Here is a 20660-nt window from a genome sequence, read left to right on the forward strand (position 1 = left end):
CCGTATTGGTGGCTACCAAAGTCTCCCAGCCAAAATACCCGGATGCGATGTATTCACATATTCCGGGGCGCCGCGGACCTGCTTCGCGGGGCTGGAAAAATAAGTCTTCAGTACAGCGAAGATCCCTTCTAGGCCTGTCTAGTAAACCGGGAGGACATCATGGCCAAGATGGTCCTGATTGAAGCTCATCCGCTGCTGCGGCTGGGTTTGTGGCAGATTCTGAGCAAGTTGGATGACGTTTGGGAGATCGAGGGGATGGGCCTGGCGGACGTGTCCACGGCCGATGGCGTCCATGCCGGCGCCGATCTCCTGATCTACGGACTTCCGGTGGACACGGATGAGGCCTGGAGCGCGTTGCATGAGATCCAGCGCGTGCTCACCCCCAAGCGCATCCTGCTGTTGACCGATGTGATGCCCCTGCCGATGCCCGTCCAGGGCCTGCCGGGCGCCAGCGTCTACGGCTGTCTGATGAAGACCGCGTCGGTCGAGATCCTGGAGGCCGCGATCCGGCTGGTGATGGCGGGCGGACAGTGCTTCCCCAGCGAACAGGCCTTGCAGGCGCCCGCCCAGGCGATCTGCGCGTTGCCGGCGCATGACGCCGATGACGCCGCGGCCAAGGGCGCCATGCCGATCAGCGCGGGCGCACAATTGCTGCAGATCACGCCGCGCCAGTACGAGGTGCTGGTGTTGCTGGCCAGGGGCTATCCGATCAAGACGGTCAGCCGAATGCTCAACATTTCGGTCGCCACCGCCAAGACGCATGCCTGCACGCTCTATCAGCGCCTGCATGTGAAGAACAAGGGCGAGGCCGTGTACGCAGCGTTGCAACGCGGCGCCACGCTGGAATGGCACGAGCCCAACGGCAGGGAAGTCGACGCAGGACAACTGTACGGCCGCAAGGCAGGCTGATACCGCGCGCGCCAGCTGCCGACCCGGCAGGCAGCCTGGCCCGACGCGATGCCGCCCCGCCTTCCCTCCTAGTGCATTCATCGCAGTTCCGCCTGCATTGCGCAGCGCCTCAGTCCTCCCCCAATCATCCTCCTGAACGAGATTCAACGGCGATAGCCGCTGATAGCATGGTTCGTGTCCGCAAGTGCGGGCCGGGACGGCGAACCACAGCACGCCGCCCGGGCCGCAGCAGCGGACGGGATTCCCGTGAACCGCGCCGTTGCGCGGCCGCGCGCGCATCGCGATCCGTCGCGCGTGCGACATGGGAACCGCATTTGGGCCCTGTGTCGCAAGGTTCCATCCGGGATGACAACCGTTCTAATCGAAGACTATGCGCTGCTTCGCGTCGCCATTCAGCATGTGCTGGAACGCGTGCGCAAAACGGACGACATCCTGGCGATCTCGCCGGCCCAGATGCTCAACCTGCCCAATTCGCTCAACCGCCCGGTGGAAATGCTGGTGGTCGGTTGCGGCGGCATCGCCGAGAACGATATCGCGCTGTTGACGCAGGCCATCGCCTTCTTCGGGCCCAGGCTGGCGATGGTGCTGTATTCCGTGCTGGATCAGGGCGTGATGGCGGCCTGCGCCCGCGCGGGCGTGGCCGGCTATCTGCCCAAGGCCTCCAGCCCCGACGCCCTGGCGGCCGCGGTCAGCCTGGTCCAGGCGGGAGGCGAATGCTATCCGCAGCCTGCCGGCCGGCCGCTGCCGCGCACCACCGCGCCGGCGCTGGAGCTGCGCGAGCTGACGCAGCGGCAGGCGGAGATCCTGCAGCTGCTGGTGCAGGGCAAGACCATGCGCGAGATCGGCGAGCAGGTGGGCATATCGGTGGCCACCGTGAAGAGCCATGCGCGCACGCTGTACTGGAAGCTCAATGCGCGCAACCAGGCCGAGGCCGCCTATGTCGCCGTGCAGCTGGGACTGGTCAGCGGCGTGGGCCTGCCGCCGACGCCGCGCGAACCTTCGGATTGATCGGGCGGACGCCGTCAGGCGTCGCGGGCGCGCGAGGCTTGCGTCCTGCCTTGGACGGCCAGGGCCGTCAGCTCGCGCTCGGCCGCGCCCAGCACCGCGTCCACGTGCAGATGAGCCAGGGCATGGCGCCGCGCGGTCTGGCCCAGCGCGGCCCTGGCCGCGCCATCTCGCGCCAGGCTGAGCACGGCCTCGGCCATGGCCGGCGCGTCTTCGGGGGGAGTCAGCAGGCCGCAGCGCGTGATCACGCCCGCCAACTCCGTGCCCGGCGCGGCGCCGCAGACCACCGGACGGCCGCTGGCCAGCATGCCGGTCAGCTTGGACGGCATGACGAGGTCGGCCGCGCCCGCGCGCTGAGGCAGCAGATGGATGTCCGCCATGCACAGCAGCTCGCCCAGGCGTTCGACGGGCTGCAGGTCCAGGAAGCGCACGCGCGCCAGTCCGGCGCAGCGCGCCTGCAGCGCGGCCCGTTCCGGTCCCTGGCCGCAGAACACGAACCATAGTTTTTCTTCGCCATCCAGAAGGCGGGCGACGTCGGCCAGGATCTGCAGCCCTTGCTTGCCGCCCATGTTGCCCGAATACAGCGCCACGATCGCGTCGGCGGGGATGCCGAGTTGCGCGCGGCAGGCGCCGCCGTCCAGGTCCGGCGTGATCGCGTGCGCGTCGATCCAGTTCGGCAGCAGCACGGCGCGGGCAGGCTCCACGCCCTTGTCCCCGGCCAGCGCCAGCATGCGCTCGGAAATGGTGGAAACGCGGTCGAAGCGGCGCATCAGCCAGCGCTCGGCCCGGGCGACGGCGCGGCGCAGCCACGCGCCCTTGAGCAGGCCCAGTTCGAACGCGGCGTCCACTTCGTAATCCTGTACGTGCAGCCAGGCGCGGGCGCCGCACATCCTGGCTGCCAGCCAGGCCGCGGGCGCGCAGAACAGCGCCGGCTCGACCACCAGGATGACGTCGGGCCGTCCGGCGGCGGCGCGCAGCAGGCTGGGCAGGCTGGACAGGGCGAAGCTGGCCAGGTGCAGCAGGCGCTTGGCGCCGCCGGGCCGCGCCGGCACCCACAGCGGGGCGCGGCGCACGGACACGCCGGCGCGCTCCTCGCGCGCGTAGCGTCCCGCGCGATAGCCGTCCTGCACACGCCATTGCGGATAGTAGGGCGGGGCCGTGACCACGCTGACGCTGTGTCCGCGCGCGGCGAGCCATTCGGCCATTTCCGCGCTGTACTTGCCGATGCCCGTCAGTTCGGGAGCGTAGTTGATGCCGTAGATCAGGATCTTCATGCGCGCTCCGAACCGCGCGGCCGCACCGGCCGGCAGGGCGTGCCATGGCAGATCATGGCGGGCGGCAGGCTGCGGAAGACGGCGCTGCGCGCGCCCACCACGGTTTCGCGGCCCACGGTCACGCCGGGGGCGACGAACACGTCGGTGGCGACCCAGGCGCCGTCCTCGATGCGCACCGCGCGCTCGCGCAGCGGGAAGTCGGGCTGGTCAGGATCGTGGTCGGCGGCGCACAGGTAGCTGCGCTGCGACACCACGGCATGCGCGCCGATGTGCACCGGCCCCAGGCTGTAGATCACTGCGTCGTCGCCGATCCAGGCATGTTCGCCGATGTCGACCTTCCAGGGATAGGTCACGGTGGCGCTGGGCCGGATCAGCACCTTGGCGCCGACGCGCGCGCCGAACAGCCGCAGCAGCCAGCGCCGGAACCCATAGGCGAACTGCGGCGACCAGCGGAACAGGGAACCCTGGACCAACCACCAGAGCTGCACCGTCAGCGCCGAGCGGCCGCGCTGGCCGGGCGCCAGCTTGAACTGGTCCAGCCGCTGCAGCGCGCAGGGCGGGTCGCCGGCGCGGTGCGCGGCATCCGCCGCATCCGCCTCGCGCGCCGGGCCGGCGTGGAATCGCCGGGCGGGGATCATTTTGCCGCTCCCGCCACCACCTTGTCGTCGCCATCCTCGGCGCAGGCCTGCCGCGCCTTGCGGATTTCCTCGGTCTTGATGCGGATCTGCCAGTAGTACATGGCGCGCGCGACCGCGTAGTCGAAGCCGGCCTTGCCGTCCAGGAAGCCCAGGCGAAACACATACGAATGCAGGAAGGAGATCGGGGCCTTGAACGGCAGCGCGTGGAACAGCCGCTTGAGCAGCGCGCGGCCGCCCAGGTTGGCTTCGCGCGGGTCGTTCATCAGGCCCTTGACGCGCAGGCTTGCCTCCCAGTCCGAATAGCGGTTGTGCTTGTCGAAGTAGTGGAACAGCGAGTCGTGGTCGTTGTGGACCATGGGTTCGCGCAGCGCGAAGGTCTGCCCCTGGACCTGCGGCTGGTAGTGGCCCTCGACTTCCCACATATGGGCCACGTCCAGGTCGTCATAGTCCAGGAAGCGCGAGCGGTCGCGGGCCAGCAGCGCCAGCTTGTAGACGCGATGGCCGTGCCGCAGCTTGCGGCCGCAGAACACATAGTCGAAGGGCACGAAGGCGCCGCCGGCGCCGGCCTCGAAGCGCGGCAGGCTGGCGCGGATCTCGCGCGCCAGCGCCGGCGTCATCTCCTCGTCGGCGTCCACGTACAGGACGACCGGGTGCGAGAACGGCAGCTGCTCCAGGCACCATTGCTTCTTCTTCGGATACTTGCCGTTCCACTGGAAGTCCACCACCTTCGCGCCCAGCGAGGCGGCCAGCGCGCACGTCGCGTCGGTGCTGCGCGAGTCGATGACGAAGACTTCGTCGAACTCGGCCAGCGCCTTCAGGCACTTGGCGATGTTGCGCTCTTCGTTCTTGGTCATGACCACAACGGATACCGGTATTTTCTGCATGATGCGATCCAGGTCAGGGCGCGCCACGGCGCATCAAGGGCTGGAACAGCGCAATGACGTCGCGGCAGTGCCGGTCTAGGGAAAATGCGTCGGCGCGGGCCGGCCCGTCGGCGGCCAGCCGTTCCCGCGTCGCCGTGTCGTAGGCCAGGCGCCGGACCGCCGCCGCCAGCGCTGGCGCGTCGCCGACCGGGACCAGCAGGCCGTAGCGGCCGGCGTCCAGGATCTCGGCCGGGCCGTGCGGACAGTCGGTGGAAATCACCGGCACGCCCAGGCACAGGGCCTCCACCAGCACGTTGCCGAAGCTCTCGCGCACGGAGGTCAGGGCGAAGGCGCCGGCCCGGGCGATCGTGGGGAAGGGGTTGTCGATATGTCCGGCCAGGCGTACCGCCGAACGCGACGGACGCGCGTCGATGCGGCGCTGCAGGGCCGCGTGCTCCGAGCCTTCTCCCAGGATGGTGAAGGCGATGCGCGGATCGTCCAGCAGCGCGGCCGCGTCGATCAGCGTGGCGTAGTCCTTGACCGCCTCCAGCCTGCCGACCGCGACGACCTGGTACGGCTCATCCGTGGCGGGCGCCGCCGGGGGCTTCGGCGCGGCGCTTTGTTCGCGCACGTCATCCAGCGGCACGCCGTTGTAGATGGTGTGTACCTTGCCGCGCAGCGGCGGGAACATGCTGACCAGGTCTTCCTTCACGCCTTCCGAGACGCCGACCACGGCGTCATGGCGGCGGTAGGTCTGGCTGACCAGCCAGTACTTCAGGCGGCGCATGCGCGAGGCGCCGTAGTGGATCGCGGGGCTGCTGTGCTCGAAGGCCACGATGGCGAAGCGGCCGCGCAGGATCTTGCGGGCGGCCACGGCCAGCATGTTGCACAGCAGTCCGTGCGAGCAGACGATGGCCGGCTTGTCGCGGCGGATCTGCGCCAGCAGCCTGGCGAAGGCCAGCGGCAGCGCCAGCCGCAGCGCCAGCGGCGATTCCATGACCGGCAAGGCCTTGACCACCTTCGGATTGTCGATGGGGTACTCGCGGTTGCGGGCGCGCAGCAGGAACAGCGAGGCATCGACGCCGTGGGCGGGCAGGCCGTCGGCGATGAAGGCCACGCATCTTCCCACGCCGCCGTGCAGGTCCGGCGCGACAAACAGGACATCAGGCATGGGGCAGCACTCGCGTCAGGGTCCGGCGCGGCGCGTCCGGACGGTTGCTGGGGCTGGCGGAATCCAGCACGGGCACCGGCATGGCCCGCGCGTTGCGCAGCAGGGACAGGCAGTAGCACAGCAGGAACCCGGTGAAGGCGGTCTTGGGCGCATAGGCCAGGCCGCCCGACATGGAATCGATGAAGATATAGATGGGCACGGTGGCCAGCAGGTAGCGCCGGTGCAGCTCCAGGCCGGGATGCGCGTAGCGCCGGAACAGCGACAGCAGCAGGATCAGCAGGGGCGGCAGCATGATCATGACGGTGCCGACCAGGCCGAACTTCATCAGGTAGAAGGCCCAGGAGTTGTGCGCGAAGGTGCTCAGCTCGAAGCCGTTCTCGCCCATGACCCAGCTGCGGAATCCCGCGCCCTTGCCGAACACCGGGCTTTGCGCGAAGAAGTCCATCTGGCCTTGCATCTCCTGCACGCGCGCGCCGTAGCTGGAGTCCTCGTCCAGCCGTTCGACGCTGAAGATGCGGTTGGTCAGCACGTCCAGGTAGCCGATGCTGGCGAACACCAGCACGCCGGCGACGGCGGCGGGCGCGAAGATCAGCACGACCCGACGGCGCACCTCGGAGCCCGACGCCAGCATCATGGCCAGCAGCACGGACACGGCCAGCTGCAGGTACTGGCTGCGGTTCAGCGAGAACACCAGCGCCAGCAGCATATAGAGCGTCAAGGCGTAGGCCTTGGGGCCCGAGATCCTGAGCGTGCGCCGGAAGTAGAGCAGCGACACCACGCCCAGCGGAATGGCCCAGACGCCCAGCCGGACATTGCGCACCGGGTTGGCGATATTGAAGCCCTGCAGCTGTTGCAGCAGCATCAGCGTGGCCACCGTCAGGCAGGCGGCGATGATGTACTTCTGCAGCACGGCATAGGCATGCGGCGTGTCGATGTCCTTGTAGCAAAGAAAGGGCGTGCTGAGGAAATAGAAGACGATGCGCAGATCGCGCGCCACGTCGCCGGTCTCGATGCCGGGATGGTCGATGGACACCAGCAGCAGGTAGGCCACCGACAGCACCTGCGCGCCCAGCAGCAGGCCCAGCGTGCCGCGCGGCAGCGCGTAGGCCGCCGGATCCGCCAGCCGCATCGCCTTGACGACGAGGATGGCGACGAAGATGACGTCGAAGGGCGACAGCTTGAAGCTGCCCACGCCGAGGATGAAGCTGTCGTCGTTCAGGGCCAGCGCCGTGAAGGCGAACAGGCCCAGCAGATGCAGAGTGGAAAGGTGGCGGCTGGGCATGGCGGCGGCTCCGTGGCTCAGGGCGGATGGTGGAAGGCGCGCCTAGTGCGCGGTCCAGTCGTCGCGGCCCAGCAGCCGGGTGGCAAGCTTTTCGAACAGGTAGGACAGGTCGCCCTGGCGGGCATGGGCCGCTACCTTCGAGGCGCGGCAGGACAGCTGGAACAGCCTGCCCAGGCCGGGCTCGCTGTCGCGGATGCGTTCCACGATCTGCTTGCGCTCTTCCAGCAGCACGTCCTGCATCAGCGCGGTCTTGGTCTCGTCGTGCACGGTGTACACGCCCATGGCCTCGGGAACGATGACGTTCTTGCCTTCGCGCAGCAGGCGACTCCACAGTTCCAGGTCCATGCAGTAGCGCATGCTCTCCTGCAGCAGGCCGTGTTTCTTCAGCAGGTCGCGGCGGAAGATGGCGGACTGGTTCGGAATGGACGCCTTGACCACGGTCAGCGTGCCCCGGCTGACCGGGGTGTAGTGGATCTTGCGGAAGATGCGGTTGTCGGCGTCGGCCACGAACAGGTTGCCGCTGACGATCGGCGCCCGGCCGCGCGCGGCCGCCGCGCCCAGCTTGCGCAGCGCGCCCGGGAAGTACAGGTCATCCGAGTTCTGCCAGCCCACGTATTCGCCGGTGGCGCGCTCGAAGCCCTTGTTGATGGCATGCGACTGGCCGCGGTCGGGCCGGCTTTCCCAATGGGCCAGGTAGCGTTCGTATTTGCGGATGATGTCCACGCTGCCATCGGTGGAGCCGCCGTCGATGATGATGTATTCCAGCCGCGGATAGCCCTGGTTCAGCACGGACAGGATGGTCCGTTCCAGGAAGCGGGCCTGGTTGTACGAGGGCGTCACGATGCTCAGCTTGGGCAGCAGGCCGCCGGCGATGGGGGCGGGCGGACGCAGCTCGCGGACGAAGTCGACCAGTTCGCGGGTACATTCGTTGTGGCGCTTGCTCATGTGGGGCCTCTTCCTGGTTCGGCTCAGCGGGTGGCGGCGGGCATGGCGCCCTGGAATTCCGGGCGGGACTGGCGGATCGCCAAGGCGACGCCGGCCAGGGTGATGGCGGCATAGGCCATGCGGCCCCAGGCCGCGGCCTGTTCGCCGGCGCTGGTGGCGAGCGCGGCCATGATGGCGAGCATGGCCAGTCCTCCCAATCCATTCAGAATGGCGACGGCGCGCGAATTGCCCATGCCCAGCAGCGAAAAATGCGCGGCCGCGTTCAAGGACAGCAGGCCGGACGCGGCGATCAGCAGCCGGAATGTGTGCAGATGGCCGGCCGCGATGGCGGGTCCCAGCATCAGGTCCAGCAGCGGCCGGCTGGCGGCCAGCACGGCCAGCGTGGCGCCGGCCGACAGCGCCAGGTTCCACAGCATCTGCCGGCGGACTTCGCGTTCGGCGGCGCCGGGAAAGGGCGGCGCCGCCAGCAGCCGGCTGACGCGCGGCATGGCTTTCTGGAACACCGCCACCGAGGCGGTATGGATCATCTGGCCGACCTGCACGCCGACGGTATAGATCGCCAGCGCGGCCGGGCCCATCAGGCCGCCGACCAGCACCCGGTCCACCGAGCCGAAGGCCAGCGCGCTCAGGCTGTTGAGCCAGGACCAGCGCGAGAAGCGGAAGGCCGCCATCATGGCGGGACGGTCGATCACCGGGCGCAGCAGCGCATGGCCGTAGGCGCGCGAGAACACGAACATCTTGACGGTGCCGGCCAGCAGCAGGCCGAGCGCCTGCGCCAGGGCGGTCCAGGTCGGGGAGGCCGTGAACAGCGCCACGGCGCAGGCCAGCGCCATGGTGCCGGCGCGGCTGAAGGCCTCGCACAGCGCCGTGGCGCGGAAGTCCTCGCGTCCTTTCAGGCAGCCGGACAGCAGCTGGTCGTATTGCTGGGTCAGGTAGACGGCCAGCGCCGGCATGGCCAGCAGCGTGACCGCCACGCCGCCGAAGGTGGCGCCGGGCCAGCCCAGGCCCACCACCAGCCACAGCAGCATGGCGATGGCCGAGACCACGGCCAGCGCGCAGCTTATCAACGCCATGCCCACGCCCGCGGCGCGGTAGGCGCCGCGCGGTTCGTGCGCGCGTTCGGACACCAGCTTGGTGGCCGTGACCGCGGCGCCCAGGTTGGCGGCGTTGCCGAACCCGGCCAGCGCGATGATCATGGAATACTGCCCGAAGCCCACCGTGCCCAGCTGCCGGAACAGCAGGGGCAGGGCGACCAGCGCGGCGGCCGGTCCCGCGCCGTACTCCACCAGCCCCCAGAAGGAGGCATTGCCGGCGACGTGTCTGCTGAGGAAAGCGCGCATCGGTAAGCCTGTCTGTCGTCCTCGCGGGCGCGACCCTCAGGCCACGGGCACCGCCTGTTGCGGATGCTCCCGCAGGAAATGGCCATAGGCCAGCTCGATGCCGTGCGCGAGCGAGATCTCCGGACGCCAGCCCAATGCCCGGATGCGTTCGGAATCCATCAGCTTGCGCGGCGTGCCGTCGGGCTTGGAACGGTCATAGTCGATCTCGCCGCGAAAACCGACCACGCGCGCCACCAGCGTGGCCAGTTCCGCGATCGCGATGTCCTGGCCGGCGCCGATGTTGTAGACGCCCGTGGCGTCCGGGTGCTCCATCAGCATGACGCAGGCGCGCGCCAGATCGTCGACGTAGAGGAACTCGCGCAGCGGCGCGCCGGTGCCCCAGATCGTCACGCTGGCCTGTCCGGCCTCGCGGCCTTCGTGGAACTTGCGGATCAGCGCCGGCAGCACGTGGCTGCTGTGCAGGTCGTAGTTGTCGCGCGGGCCATACAGGTTGGTCGGCATGGCGCAGATGAAGCGCGCGCCGTATTGCCGCTGGTAGGCCTCGCACAGCTTCAGGCCGGCGATCTTGGCGATGGCGTAGGGCTCGTTGGTCGATTCCAGCGGGCCCGTCAGCAGCGCGTCCTCGCGCAGCGGCTGCGGCGCCTCGCGCGGATAGATGCACGAGGAACCCAGGAACAGCAGCTTGCGCACGCCGGCCGCGTAGGCGGCGCGGATGACGTTGCACTGGATCATCAGGTTCCGGTAGAGGAAGTCCACCGGGTGGTTCTGGTTGGCCAGGATGCCGCCGACCTTGGCGGCCGCCAGGTACACCACGTCCACCTGCGTGGTCGAAAAGAAGCGGTGGACCTGGTTCTGGTTCTCCAGGTCCAGCTCCTGCCGGCCGCGCGTGATCACGTTGCGATAGCCGCGCCGGTCCAGCTCGCGGGCCAGCGCCGCGCCCACCATGCCGCGATGGCCGGCGACAAATACCCGCTGATCCAGGTTCGTCATGGCGGCTTACTCCTTGTAGGCGTAGATTTCATAGCCGTTCTGCTCGACCAGCGCGTCGCGCCGGGCTTCCTTCAGGTCGCTCTCGACCATTTCCTTGACCAGCTGCGCGAAACTGGTGCGCGGCGACCAGCCCAGCTTCTCGCGGGCCTTGGTGGGGTCGCCCAGCAGCGTCTCGACCTCGGTCGGGCGGAAATAGCGCGGGTCCACCCGCACGATCACCTGGCCCGGCTTGATGTCGTGGATGGGGCTGAACAGCACGGTGGCGGTTTCTTCCACCCCTTCGCCTTCCCAGGCCAGCAGCAGGCCCAGCTCGCGCGCGGCGGTGTTGATGAACTCACGCACGCTGTACTGCCGGCCGGTGGCGATGACATAGTCCTCGGGCTTGTCCTGCTGCAGCATCAGCCACTGCATTTCCACGTAGTCGCGCGCGTGGCCCCAATCGCGCAGGGCGGACAGGTTGCCCAGGTACAGGCATTCCTGCAGGCCCAGCACGATGCGCGCCAGGCCGCGCGTGATCTTGCGCGTGACGAAGGTCTCGCCGCGCTTGGGCGACTCGTGGTTGAAGAGGATGCCGTTGCAGGCGTACATGCCGTAGGCCTCGCGGTAGTTCACGCTGATCCAGTAGGCGTAGAGCTTGGCGGCGGCATAGGGGCTGCGCGGATAGAACGGTGTGGTCTCGCGCTGCGGCGTTTCCTGCACCAGGCCGTACAGCTCGGAGGTCGAGGCCTGGTAGAAGCGTGACTTGTCTTCCAGCTTCAGGATGCGAATCGCTTCCAGCAGGCGCAGCGTGCCCAGGCCGTCGGCGTTGGCGGTGTATTCCGGCTCCTCGAACGACACGCCGACATGGCTCTGCGCCGCGAGGTTGTAGATCTCGTCGGGCTGTACCGATTGCACGATGCGGATCAGGCTGCATGAATCCGTCATGTCGCCGTGGTGCAGCACGAAGTTGCGCGGCTGGTCGTGCGGATCCTGGTACAGATGATCGATGCGCGCGGTGTTGAACAGCGAGGCCCGCCGCTTGATGCCGTGCACCTCGTAGCCCTTGGCGAGCAGGAACTCCGCCAGATAGGCGCCGTCTTGGCCTGTGACGCCGGTAATCAGTGCCCGTTTTGGCATGGTTGTATCCTTAAGACTTAGTGACTGCACGAAAGGAGCCGATGGCTGCGGAACCAATGTGCAATGAGATTACTGTTGCACCCGCCGCCGAGATATCGGCCAAAAGGTCTACGAGATCCGCCTGTCTGTACGGGAAGAACGATTGGATGCCTTCGTCCAGCGCGCCCAGCGCCGTGGCGGACAGGAATGCCCACAGCGCGGGCCGCCGGTTGAACGAGGCGTAGGCCAGGCAGGTCAGCGTGGCGTAGGCGGCCAGGTGCAGGCGCTTGTCGCCATAGGCGTCGGACATCTGCGCGGCCAGGCCGGGCAGGTTGCCGATCGTCACCAGCGCCAGGAAGAACAGCGCCGCCGCCGGCAGGCAGACGCGCGCCAGCCCCGGACGCCAGAACGGCGCGCGCGCGGTGTCAGGCGCGGCCATACATGTCCTGGAATCTGACGATGTCGTCCTCGCCCAGATAGGCGCCGGACTGCACCTCGATGATTTCCAGCGGGATCTTGCCCGGGTTCTCCAGGCTGTGGACCTCGCCCAGCGGGATGTAGGTGGACTGGTTCTCCGTCAGCAGGTATTGCTTGTCGCCGTTGTAGATGCGGGCCGTGCCGGACACCACGATCCAGTGCTCGGCGCGGTGATGGTGCATCTGCGACGAGAGCCGGGCGCCGGGCTTGACCGTGATCCGCTTGACCTGGTAGCGCGGGCCCTGGCCCACCGAGTCGTAGGAGCCCCAGGGCCGCTGCACCTCGCGGTGATGGTTCAGCTCGGAACGGTGCTGGACCTTGAAGGCTTCCACCAGGCGCTTGACGTCCTGCGAACGCGACTTGTGGGCGACCAGCACGGCGTCCGCGGTTTCGATCACCACGATGTCGTCCAGCCCCACCGAGGCGACCAGCCGGCTGGTGGAGTGGATCAGGCAGTTGCGCGAATCCTCCACCATCACGTCGCCGGTGGTCGAATTGCCTTCCACCGATTTGGGGGCGATGCCCCAGACCGCGTCCCAGGCGCCCACGTCGCTCCAGGGCGCGGCCAGCGGAATGACCACCGCGCTGTCGGTGCGCTCCATGATGGCGTAGTCCATCGAATCGCTGGGGCAGGCCTCGAAGGCCGGACCGTCCAGCTGGAACAGCGCATCGTCGCCATGTCCGGCGGCGATCGCGGCGCGCACCTGTTGCAGCATGCGCGGCGCCAGCCGGTCCATTTCGGCCAGGAAGACCGAGGCCTGGAACGCGAACATGCCGCTGTTCCAGTAGTAGTTGCCTTCCTCGATGAAGCGCTGCGCCACCTCCGGCGAGGGTTTTTCGACGAAGCGGCGCACGCGGCGGGCGGGCGCCATGGCGGCGGGCGCGTCGGCCTGGATGTAACCGTAGCCGCTGAGCGGCGCGGTCGGGGTGATGCCGAAGGTCACCAGCGCGCCCTGGCGCGCCGCCAGATAGGCCTGCGCATAGGCAGCGGCCAGCACCTCGCCGTCCTCCAGCACGTGGTCTGACGGCATGATGAGCATCACCGGGTCCTCGCCGCCGCGCATCGCGCGCAGCGTGGCGGCGGCGATGGCCGGCGCGGTGTTGCGGGCGTGGGGCTCCAGGATCAGCTCGGCATCCTTGATTCCCAGCTCTTGCGCCTGTTCGGCCGCGATGTAGCGGTGCGCCTCGTTGCAGACCAGCGTGGGGTGCGCCTGGGCGCCGGCCGAGTCCAGCCGCAGCAGGGTGTTCTGCAACAGGCTGCGGTCATCGGTCAGACGGATGAACTGCTTGGGCAGCAGCTCGCGCGACAGCGGCCACAGCCGCGAGCCCGATCCGCCGCAGAGGATGACGGCGCGGTAGGGGGGAGGAGGGTTGGTCATGGCGCGTACTCCTTGAAGTAGGCCCGGGTGTAGGGATGCACGCCGGGATCGGCGGCGATGGCGGCAGGGAGCAGCCAGCGGTATCCGTGGTGCTGGGCCAGCGGCAGGACGGCAAGGTCCGGCGCCAGCTCGGCCTCGTAGGCCAGCACGACGTAGTGGGTGGAACGGCCGGTCTCGCCGGCGAAATTGGTGGCGTAGAAATGCTCATGGACGCCGCGCGGAGTCCAGGCGCAGACCGGCACGGTCAGGCCCAGTTCCTCCCGGACGATGCGATCCAGCGCCCGCTGCAGCCGCTCGTTCTTGCGAATGCGCCCGCCAGGCACGAACCACGACCCCTGCGCCGGCGGATTGTTGCGCAGCCCGGTCAGGTAGCGCCCCTGGTCGTCGCGCAGCAGCAGGTCGATGGACACCAGCGGCAGCATCTCCACCGCCCGCCGGAAATCCGCCGGCGACAACAGGCCGCCGGCCGGTTCCGCCGACTGAACCGCTCCAGGCACTGCCGTCCCGCGCACATCAGACGCACCGCAAACACCTGGCGCCTCCCGCCCGGACGCACCCCCAGCGGCGGCGGCTTCCAGCCCGGACGCACCACCAGCGGCAGCCTCCAGCACAGCCCCCCCGCACGCCACCGCTGCCCCGCTATCGGGATGCCGCGGATCCGGCTCCGCCGGTCCGCAGGCATGCCCCCCTGGGGGGGAAGCGCGCAGCGCTTCGGGGGGGGGCCTAACCCCTCTAGTAGACATCGCGGCCCGTCCATCCGGAGATCGCCGTGCGGGCGATGATCCGCAGGTCCATGCGGAAGGTCCAATGCTGGATGTAGTACAGATCGTGCTCGACGCGGTCGCTCATCTTGCGCAGCGTGTCGGTCTGGCCCCGGAATCCGTTGACCTGTGCCCAGCCGGTGATGCCGGGCTTGACGCGGTGGCGCATCATGTAGCGCTGCACCAGGTCCTTGTACATCTCGTTGTGCTCCAGCGCGTGCGGCCGGGGGCCGACCACCGACATGTCGCCCAGCAGCACGTTGATGAATTGCGGCAGCTCATCCAGGCTGGTGCGCCGCAGGAAGGCGCCGACCCGGGTCACGCGCGCGTCGCCCCGGGTGGCCTGCGTGACCACGCCGTGCTCCTGGTGCACCGTCATGGTGCGGAACTTGTAGACGCGGAATACCTTGCCGTCCACGCCCAGGCGGGGCTGGGTGAACAGCACCGGACCGCGCGAGGACAGTTTCACCAGCGCGGCCACGGTCAGCATGATCGGCGACAGGCCGATCAGCGCGCACAGCGCGAACACCCGGTCGAACGCTTCCTTGGCCAGGCCGCGCACGCCGGCGGCGGGCAAGGTGTTGAGCTGGATGGCGGGCAGGCCCAGGAAGTCGCCGATCCGATGGCCCAGCAGCTGGATCGACAGCACGTCCGGGATCCAGCGCACGTCCACCAGGTCGTTGCGCAGGTGGTGCAGCACTTCGCGCAGCTCCTGCCCTGCCTCCATCGGCAGCACGATCCAGATCTCGCGCACGCCGTGATCCAGGACGAAGGCATGCAGCTGGTCCAGGCTGTGCAGGCGTCGTACCTGCGACGGCAGGTTCTCGTGCGGCTCGGCATAGATGCCGGCGACTTCGTAACCGGCCTCGCTGTGGCGCCGGACCCGGCGCCACAGATCGTGCCCCAGGGCGCCGAAGCCGACGATCAGCACGCGCTTCCTGTTCAGGCCGCGATCGCGCGCCGCGCCCAGGATGGAGTAGGCGCCGACGCGCGCGCCGACCAGCGTGACGGCGGCCAGCGCGAACCAGGCGCCCGCCCACATGCGCGATAGCGCGGCCGCCTGGTGCATGAGGAAACTGATCAGGATGCCCAGCGCGAACACCGTCGCCCAGGCGGCCACGCAGCGCGCCGCCAGGTCGGCCAGGCGCCGGCCGCGCCAGGACTGGTAGAGGCGGAACGCGGGGAAGACGGCGACCACGCCCAGCCCGCACAGGTAGATGAGGAACAGATGGATGGGCGGCGGATCGCCGGTCATGTCCTCGGCGAACTTCAGCTCGGTGGCCGCGAGCCCGCAGGCGATCACGATCCCCGCGTCCAGCAGGCGATAGAGCAAGCTGGCGCCATTGAATCTTGCCGACGCGTCCGATTGGGGCGTGTCCATCGCGCACTCCTGTGTTCTTGGCTAGACGCCAGAAGGAACCGGGAACAGGCCGCTGCATTGCCGCAAAGCCTGGGGCCACGGGAAAAATCTTATTGATTGGAGGGCGCACTCGAAACCTCCAAACGATGTAGGAGAAGGCTTAGGGCATCCGTCGAATGTGCGGGCCGGAAAAAAGAGAGTGGAATGTCGCAACCCGTTACGCATCGGGCTCTCTTGCTGGCAACGAAGTCATTCACCGTGGAGTCGCCATGACGACAATTTTCGGAACCGTGAGCCGGGCCCTGGCAGCCATCGCGCTCGTGTCCTCGTTGGGCGCTTGCGCCTTGTCCCCCGGCATGACCTTCAAGGCCGGCCACCTCGTCGATCCCAATGATCCGAATTCCGTCTCGGAGGTCCGCGAGCTCACGCCGGCGCTGGTCATGGACGACGTGCGCGCCCGCAACGCGCTGATCGACAACGACGGCGTGGACCGCCTGTACGGCAAGAGCGAGCCGTACCGCATCGGCCCCGGGGACATCCTTTCGATCGTGGTCTGGGACCACCCCGAACTCGTGCTTCCGACGCAAACCTACGCCATCGGCGCGGGGGCGACCGAACTAGCCATTGGGGACACCGCCTCGGGCATTCCGGGCTATGCCGTATCAGCCACTGGATTCATCCAGTTTCCGTACACGGGATTGCTGAAAGTGGCCGGGTTGACGGAGCTTCAGGCGCGCAATCTCATAGTCAATAGTTCGAGCAAATACATCCAGGATCCGCAGATCACCGTGCGCGTGCTGGGCTACCGGAGCAAGCGTGTCTATGTGGAAGGCGAAGTGAAGACGCCGGGCGCGCTGGCGATCAACGACATTCCCATGACCCTGATGGAAGCGGTCAACCGGGCCGGGGGCATCCTGGCGACGGGCGATCGCAGCGGCGTGTATGTCATCCGCGAAGGCCGTCGCACGCGCATCAATCTGCCGGCCCTGATCGAACGCGGCAAGGACCTGAACCAGGTCCTGCTGAAGGCGGGAGACATCGTGCGGGTGACGCCGCGCGATGACAGCAAGATCTTCGTGATGGGCGAGGTGACCACGCCCACGGTGGCGGTGATGCGGGACGGCCGCATGTCGCTGAACGAGGCGCTGGGACTGGCCGGCGGCCCCAGCCAGTTGAACTCGGATCCTTCGCAGGTGTTTGTCGTGCGCAGCACGGAGGAGGCAAAACCGCTGGTCTTTCACCTGAACGCGGCATCGCCGCAAGCGCTCGCGGTGGCGGAGAAATTCGAGTTGCAGCCCAAAGACGTCGTATTCGTGGATACGGCCGGCCTGGTGCGTTGGAACCGTTTCATCAGCAACCTGTTCCCCAGCGCGCAAACGGTGCAGACCGTCAATTCCATCAAGTAGTCGCCTGACAAACAACGCCTTTGGAGGCGCCGCGACGGCGGCGGCGCCTTCTCCTGGAGAGCTGCATGTCGTTGCCCATCGAGTCCTTTGAACCCTCGGCGCCTGCCCGTCAGCAGGAAACCCCACTGTCTTCGCACGTGGACGCGATCTTCTCCAACCTCTGGATGATCATCGGCATCACGCTGCTGGCGCTGCTGGGAGCGGTGATCTACGTGATGATGACGCCGTCGGTCTACCAGGCCGACATCATCGTCCAGGTGGAGGAGGAACAGCCCAACGGACAGGCCCGCAGCCTGCTGGGCGATGTGTCCGCGATCTTCGACACCAAGACCGAGACCTCCGGCGAAATGGAAGTGCTGCGCTCGCGCATGGTGGTCGGGCCTGCGGTCGACAAGTTCCTGCTCTACATCCAGGCCAGGCCGAATTACTTCCCGGTGGTGGGCGCCTGGCTGGCGCAGCGCCACGAGAGCCTGCCCTATCCCGGCGCCCTGCCCAGGGGCGGCTACGCCTGGGGCGGCGAGACCATTTCCGTGTCGCAGCTGGATGTGCCCAATGAATGGCTGGGCAAGCCGCTGCGGGTGACGACGCTGGGCGACGGGCGCTACACGCTGTTCGACAAGATCACCGGCTCGACCTTCACCGGCGCCGTGGGCGCGCCGCAGCATTTCGTGCTGCCGGGCGGCGGCGCGCTGGACGTGCACATCGATGCGCTCAGCGGCCGTCCGGGCACCGAGTTCACCGTGTCGCGCAGCTCGCGGCTGGCGGCCATCGAGGACGTGCAGGCGCGCATGGGCATCTTCGAGCGCGGCCGCGCCTCGGGCGTGATCGGTGTCACGCTGGAAGGCAACGATCCCACGCTGACCACCGCCGTGCTGAACGAGATCGGCGCGGAATACGTGCAGCAGAACGTGAACCGCAAGGCGGCGCAGGCGGAGAAGTCGCTGAGTTTCCTGGAGCAGCAACTGCCCCAGATGAAGAAGGACCTGGACGCCTCCGAGACCAAGTACAACGCCTTGCGCAACAAGCGCGGCACCATCGACCTGAGCGAGGAAGCCAAGCTGATCCTGGCCCAGTCGGTGGACGCGCAGACCAAGGTGATGGAACTGCGCGCCAAGCGCCAGGACCTGATCACGCGCTTCGCGCCCACCCACCCCAGCATCCTGGCCATCGACCGGCAGATCGCCTCGCTGACCGGCGACGTGAACCGCATCGGCAACAACATCAAGCAGTTGCCCGACCTGGAGCAGGACGTGGTGCGGCTGGTGCGCGACGTGCGCGTGAACACCGAGCTGTACACCGCGCTGCTGAACAACACCCAGCAGCTCAAGCTGATCCGCGCGGGCAAGGTCGGCAACGTGCGCATCCTGGACGCGGCGGTGCAGCCGGACAAGCCGGTGCGGCCCAAGGCCGCCATCATCATCCTGGTGGCCAGCGCCATCGGCCTGATCATCGGCCTGCTGTCGGCCCTGGTGCGCAACGCGCTGTTCGGCGGGCTGTCCGAACCGGAAGAGGTGGAGCGCTACACAGGCCTGCCGGTGCTCGCGGCCATTCCCTACAGCGACATCCAGGACAAGCTCTGGCGCCGCAGCCGCCGCAAGAACGCGACCGTGCCCGCGCTGCTGGCGCAGAGCCAGAGCAACGCGCCGCCCATCGAAAGCCTGCGGTCCTTCCGCAACGTGCTGCAGGCCTCGCTGCGCCAGTCGGCCAACAACATGGTCATGTTCACGGGCCCGGTGGCCGGGGTGGGCAAGTCTTTCCTGTCGGCCAACTTCGCCTTCATCCAGGGCGGCGTGGGCAAGCGGGTGCTGCTGATCGACGCCGACTTCCGCAAGGGCCAGCTCAACCGCTATTTCGGCGTGCCCAAGGAAGACGGCCTGTTCGAGGTGCTGTCCGGCACGATCCCGCTGGAGCAGGTGCGCCGGCACAGCGTGTCCGAGGGCGTGGATTTCATTTCCACCGGCGCCGTCACCTTCGACCCGTCCGAGCTGCTGGCCTCGCCCGTGTTCGGCCAGACGCTGCGCGAGCTGTCGACCCAGTACGACATGGTGGTGCTGGATACCGCGCCGGTGCTGTCCTCGCCGGACGCCGCGGTGGTGGGCAGCCATGCGGCCGCGGTGATGGTGGTGGTGCGGTCCGGCATGAACACGGTGGGCGAGATCCGCGAGACGGCCAAGCGGCTGATCCAGGCCGGCGCGCCAGTGGACGGCGTGCTGTTCAACGGCCTGAAGCTGCTGCCCGAGCGCTTCGGCCTGCGGTCCAAGTATGGCGGATACCGCTATTCCCGGGCGGCGTACTACGGCGATTTCAAGCAGAACGGTCCCAAGTGACGCCAGCCGGAGGAAACGGACATGCACGGAACTTTTGGCTGGGACGCTCCGAACATCCTTGATTCGGTTTTCAAGGCCTACGACATCCGTGGCACGGTGCCCGAAGAGATCGACGCGCGCTTTGCCCATAGCCTGGGCATGGCGGCGGGCGTGAAGGCGCTGGAGCTGGGCGCCCGCGCGATGGTGGTGGCGCGCGACGGCAGGCTGAGCAGCGTGGAGCTGTCGGCCGCGCTGCAGGCAGGCCTGCGCGCTGCCGGCCTGCATGTGATCGACATCGGCATGGCGACCACGCCGATGCTGTATTTCGCCACGCGGCTGATGGATACCGGCGCCGGCATCGCGGTCACCGGCAGCCACAATCCGCCCAACCACAACGGCTTCAAGCTCGTGCTGGATGGCGCTTCGCTCTACGGCGACGGCATCGCCGCGCTGCGCGACGCCATGCGGCGGCCGATAGAAGGCGCGGCCCATGCCGGCGGGCGCACGCAGATGCAGATGCAGCCCTGCTACGCCGCGCGCGTGATGGGCGATATCCGCCTGACCCGGCCGATGAAGATCGCCGTCGATTGCGGCAACGGCGTGGCCGGCGCGATCGCCCCGGCCCTGTTCCGCGCGCTGGGCTGCGAAGTCACCGAGCTGTTCTGCGAGGTGGATGGCACCTTTCCGGGACATCATCCGGACCCCGCCGATCCGCAGAACCTGCAGGACCTGATCTATTGCCTGCGCTACTCGGACTGCGAAATCGGCCTGGCCTTCGACGGCGACGGCGACCGGCTGGGCGTGGTCAGCAAATCCGGCCAGATCATCTGGCCGGACCGGCAGCTCATCCTGTTCGCGCGCGATGTGCTGTCGCGCAACCCGGGCGCCGAGATCATCTACGACGTGAAGTGCAGCCGCCACGTGGCCCGCGCGATCACCGAGGCCGGCGGCAAGGCCACCATGTGGAAGACCGGCCATTCGCTGATCAAGGCCAAGATGCGCGAGACCGGCGCGCTGCTGGCCGGCGAGATGAGCGGGCACCTGTTCTTCAAGGAACGCTGGTATGGCTTTGACGACGGGCTGTACGCCGCCGCGCGCCTGCTGGAAATCCTGTCCGCGGCGCCCGATCCCTCGGCCATGCTGGAGGGATTGCCGCAGTCCTGCGCCACGCCCGAGATCAAGCTGGAGACCGCCGAGGGCGAGCAGTTCGCCCTGGTTGAAGCGCTGCGCGCGCAAGGCGGATTCCCTGGCGCGCTGACGATCAATGACCTGGACGGCGTGCGGGTGGACTACGCCGACGGCTTCGGCCTGGCGCGGCCATCCAACACCACGCCGACGGTCGTGCTGCGTTTCGAAGGGGACACGATGGCCGCCCTGGCGCGCATCGAGGAGGACTTCCGCAACGCCTTGCGTCGCGTCGCGCCTCATGTCCGTTTACCGTTCTAAGGAGCACCACGCG

General features: G+C 68.1%; 18 protein-coding genes. 5 read left to right on the forward strand and 13 right to left on the reverse strand.

What is annotated here, in order from left to right:
* The first annotated feature begins 159 nt into the window (after positions 1-159).
* Positions 160-909, forward strand: coding sequence for a helix-turn-helix transcriptional regulator (locus tag AC6LJ9_RS08390; protein WP_498147201.1), 750 nt, complete (start codon positions 160-162; stop codon positions 907-909).
* A gap of 345 nt (positions 910-1254) precedes the next feature.
* Entirely contained in the window at positions 1255-1917 is a 663-nt protein-coding gene (locus tag AC6LJ9_RS08395) for a response regulator transcription factor (RefSeq protein WP_498147202.1), read from the forward strand.
* Positions 1918-1931: 14 nt separating this feature from the next.
* Here the strand turns inward: AC6LJ9_RS08395 and AC6LJ9_RS08400 are convergent, their stop codons facing one another.
* The 13 genes from AC6LJ9_RS08400 to AC6LJ9_RS08460 form a co-directional block, all read right to left on the reverse strand.
* Positions 1932-3188 carry a glycosyltransferase WbuB gene (locus tag AC6LJ9_RS08400; RefSeq protein WP_498147203.1) on the reverse strand — a complete coding sequence of 419 codons (1257 nt, stop codon included), beginning with the start codon at positions 3186-3188 and terminating at the stop codon, positions 1932-1934.
* Positions 3185-3826, reverse strand: coding sequence for a putative colanic acid biosynthesis acetyltransferase (locus AC6LJ9_RS08405; RefSeq protein WP_498147204.1), 642 nt, complete (start codon positions 3824-3826; stop codon positions 3185-3187). Before AC6LJ9_RS08405 ends, AC6LJ9_RS08400 begins: the two co-directional genes overlap by 4 nt.
* Positions 3823-4710: a glycosyltransferase family 2 protein gene (locus AC6LJ9_RS08410; RefSeq protein WP_103276587.1), complete on the reverse strand. Its 888-nt coding sequence runs from the start codon at positions 4708-4710 to the stop codon at positions 3823-3825. The genes AC6LJ9_RS08405 and AC6LJ9_RS08410 overlap by 4 nt, the downstream gene beginning before the upstream one ends.
* 13 nt (positions 4711-4723) lie before the next feature.
* Positions 4724-5860 (reverse strand): glycosyltransferase, encoded by a 1137-nt coding sequence (locus AC6LJ9_RS08415; protein ID WP_498147205.1) that lies wholly within the window; start codon positions 5858-5860, stop codon positions 4724-4726.
* Complete coding sequence (locus AC6LJ9_RS08420; protein ID WP_498147206.1) at positions 5853-7142, reverse strand: O-antigen ligase family protein; 1290 nt, start codon at positions 7140-7142, stop codon at positions 5853-5855. The genes AC6LJ9_RS08415 and AC6LJ9_RS08420 overlap by 8 nt, the downstream gene beginning before the upstream one ends.
* Positions 7143-7184: 42 nt before the next feature.
* Positions 7185-8087, reverse strand: coding sequence for a glycosyltransferase family 2 protein (locus tag AC6LJ9_RS08425; protein WP_498147207.1), 903 nt, complete (start codon positions 8085-8087; stop codon positions 7185-7187).
* Between the two features lie 23 nt (positions 8088-8110).
* Positions 8111-9427 carry a lipopolysaccharide biosynthesis protein gene (locus AC6LJ9_RS08430; protein ID WP_498147208.1) on the reverse strand — a complete coding sequence of 439 codons (1317 nt, stop codon included), beginning with the start codon at positions 9425-9427 and terminating at the stop codon, positions 8111-8113.
* A gap of 36 nt (positions 9428-9463) precedes the next feature.
* On the reverse strand, positions 9464-10417 hold the full coding sequence (locus AC6LJ9_RS08435) for a GDP-L-fucose synthase family protein (RefSeq protein WP_498147209.1): 954 nt from the start codon (positions 10415-10417) through the stop codon (positions 9464-9466).
* A gap of 6 nt (positions 10418-10423) precedes the next feature.
* Complete coding sequence (gmd, locus tag AC6LJ9_RS08440) at positions 10424-11533, reverse strand: GDP-mannose 4,6-dehydratase (protein ID WP_103275454.1); 1110 nt, start codon at positions 11531-11533, stop codon at positions 10424-10426.
* Between the two features lie 10 nt (positions 11534-11543).
* Complete coding sequence (locus AC6LJ9_RS08445; RefSeq protein WP_498147210.1) at positions 11544-11951, reverse strand: VanZ family protein; 408 nt, start codon at positions 11949-11951, stop codon at positions 11544-11546.
* Positions 11938-13368, reverse strand: coding sequence for a mannose-1-phosphate guanylyltransferase/mannose-6-phosphate isomerase (locus tag AC6LJ9_RS08450; protein WP_498147211.1), 1431 nt, complete (start codon positions 13366-13368; stop codon positions 11938-11940). Before AC6LJ9_RS08450 ends, AC6LJ9_RS08445 begins: the two co-directional genes overlap by 14 nt.
* Positions 13365-13826 carry a GDP-mannose mannosyl hydrolase gene (locus AC6LJ9_RS08455; RefSeq protein ID WP_498147253.1) on the reverse strand — a complete coding sequence of 154 codons (462 nt, stop codon included), beginning with the start codon at positions 13824-13826 and terminating at the stop codon, positions 13365-13367. The genes AC6LJ9_RS08450 and AC6LJ9_RS08455 overlap by 4 nt, the downstream gene beginning before the upstream one ends.
* A gap of 274 nt (positions 13827-14100) precedes the next feature.
* The gene (locus AC6LJ9_RS08460; protein WP_498147212.1) at positions 14101-15510 is read right to left on the reverse strand and encodes an undecaprenyl-phosphate glucose phosphotransferase; all 1410 of its coding nucleotides are present in this window, start codon (positions 15508-15510) and stop codon (positions 14101-14103) included.
* Between the two features lie 248 nt (positions 15511-15758).
* Between AC6LJ9_RS08460 and AC6LJ9_RS08465 the strand changes: the two genes are divergently transcribed.
* The 3 genes from AC6LJ9_RS08465 to AC6LJ9_RS08475 all read left to right on the forward strand — a co-directional run bounded on the left by AC6LJ9_RS08465 (position 15759) and on the right by AC6LJ9_RS08475 (position 20647).
* Complete coding sequence (locus AC6LJ9_RS08465; protein WP_498147254.1) at positions 15759-16895, forward strand: polysaccharide biosynthesis/export family protein; 1137 nt, start codon at positions 15759-15761, stop codon at positions 16893-16895.
* Positions 16896-16960: 65 nt separating this feature from the next.
* Positions 16961-19222: a GNVR domain-containing protein gene (locus AC6LJ9_RS08470; RefSeq protein ID WP_498147213.1), complete on the forward strand. Its 2262-nt coding sequence runs from the start codon at positions 16961-16963 to the stop codon at positions 19220-19222.
* Positions 19223-19243: 21 nt separating this feature from the next.
* On the forward strand, positions 19244-20647 hold the full coding sequence (locus AC6LJ9_RS08475) for a phosphomannomutase/phosphoglucomutase (protein ID WP_498147214.1): 1404 nt from the start codon (positions 19244-19246) through the stop codon (positions 20645-20647).
* Positions 20648-20660: the final 13 nt, after the last annotated feature.

Source organism: Achromobacter sp. 1011811831, assembly GCF_059760905.1.

Bases quoted from the DNA above. Each gene is read 5' to 3' on its own strand.
- AC6LJ9_RS08390 (WP_498147201.1), top strand. From the start codon at position 160: ATGGCCAAGATGGTCCTGATTGAAGCTCATCCGCTGCTGCGGCTGGGT.
- AC6LJ9_RS08395 (WP_498147202.1), top strand. From the start codon at position 1,255: ATGACAACCGTTCTAATCGAAGACTATGCGCTGCTTCGCGTCGCCATT.
- AC6LJ9_RS08400 (WP_498147203.1), bottom strand. From the start codon at position 3,188: ATGAAGATCCTGATCTACGGCATCAACTACGCTCCCGAACTGACGGGC.
- AC6LJ9_RS08405 (WP_498147204.1), bottom strand. From the start codon at position 3,826: ATGATCCCCGCCCGGCGATTCCACGCCGGCCCGGCGCGCGAGGCGGAT.
- AC6LJ9_RS08410 (WP_103276587.1), bottom strand. From the start codon at position 4,710: ATGCAGAAAATACCGGTATCCGTTGTGGTCATGACCAAGAACGAAGAG.
- AC6LJ9_RS08415 (WP_498147205.1), bottom strand. From the start codon at position 5,860: ATGCCTGATGTCCTGTTTGTCGCGCCGGACCTGCACGGCGGCGTGGGA.
- AC6LJ9_RS08420 (WP_498147206.1), bottom strand. From the start codon at position 7,142: ATGCCCAGCCGCCACCTTTCCACTCTGCATCTGCTGGGCCTGTTCGCC.
- AC6LJ9_RS08425 (WP_498147207.1), bottom strand. From the start codon at position 8,087: ATGAGCAAGCGCCACAACGAATGTACCCGCGAACTGGTCGACTTCGTC.
- AC6LJ9_RS08430 (WP_498147208.1), bottom strand. From the start codon at position 9,427: ATGCGCGCTTTCCTCAGCAGACACGTCGCCGGCAATGCCTCCTTCTGG.
- AC6LJ9_RS08435 (WP_498147209.1), bottom strand. From the start codon at position 10,417: ATGACGAACCTGGATCAGCGGGTATTTGTCGCCGGCCATCGCGGCATG.
- gmd (WP_103275454.1), bottom strand. From the start codon at position 11,533: ATGCCAAAACGGGCACTGATTACCGGCGTCACAGGCCAAGACGGCGCC.
- AC6LJ9_RS08445 (WP_498147210.1), bottom strand. From the start codon at position 11,951: ATGGCCGCGCCTGACACCGCGCGCGCGCCGTTCTGGCGTCCGGGGCTG.
- AC6LJ9_RS08450 (WP_498147211.1), bottom strand. From the start codon at position 13,368: ATGACCAACCCTCCTCCCCCCTACCGCGCCGTCATCCTCTGCGGCGGA.
- AC6LJ9_RS08460 (WP_498147212.1), bottom strand. From the start codon at position 15,510: ATGGACACGCCCCAATCGGACGCGTCGGCAAGATTCAATGGCGCCAGC.
- AC6LJ9_RS08465 (WP_498147254.1), top strand. From the start codon at position 15,759: ATGACGACAATTTTCGGAACCGTGAGCCGGGCCCTGGCAGCCATCGCG.
- AC6LJ9_RS08470 (WP_498147213.1), top strand. From the start codon at position 16,961: ATGTCGTTGCCCATCGAGTCCTTTGAACCCTCGGCGCCTGCCCGTCAG.
- AC6LJ9_RS08475 (WP_498147214.1), top strand. From the start codon at position 19,244: ATGCACGGAACTTTTGGCTGGGACGCTCCGAACATCCTTGATTCGGTT.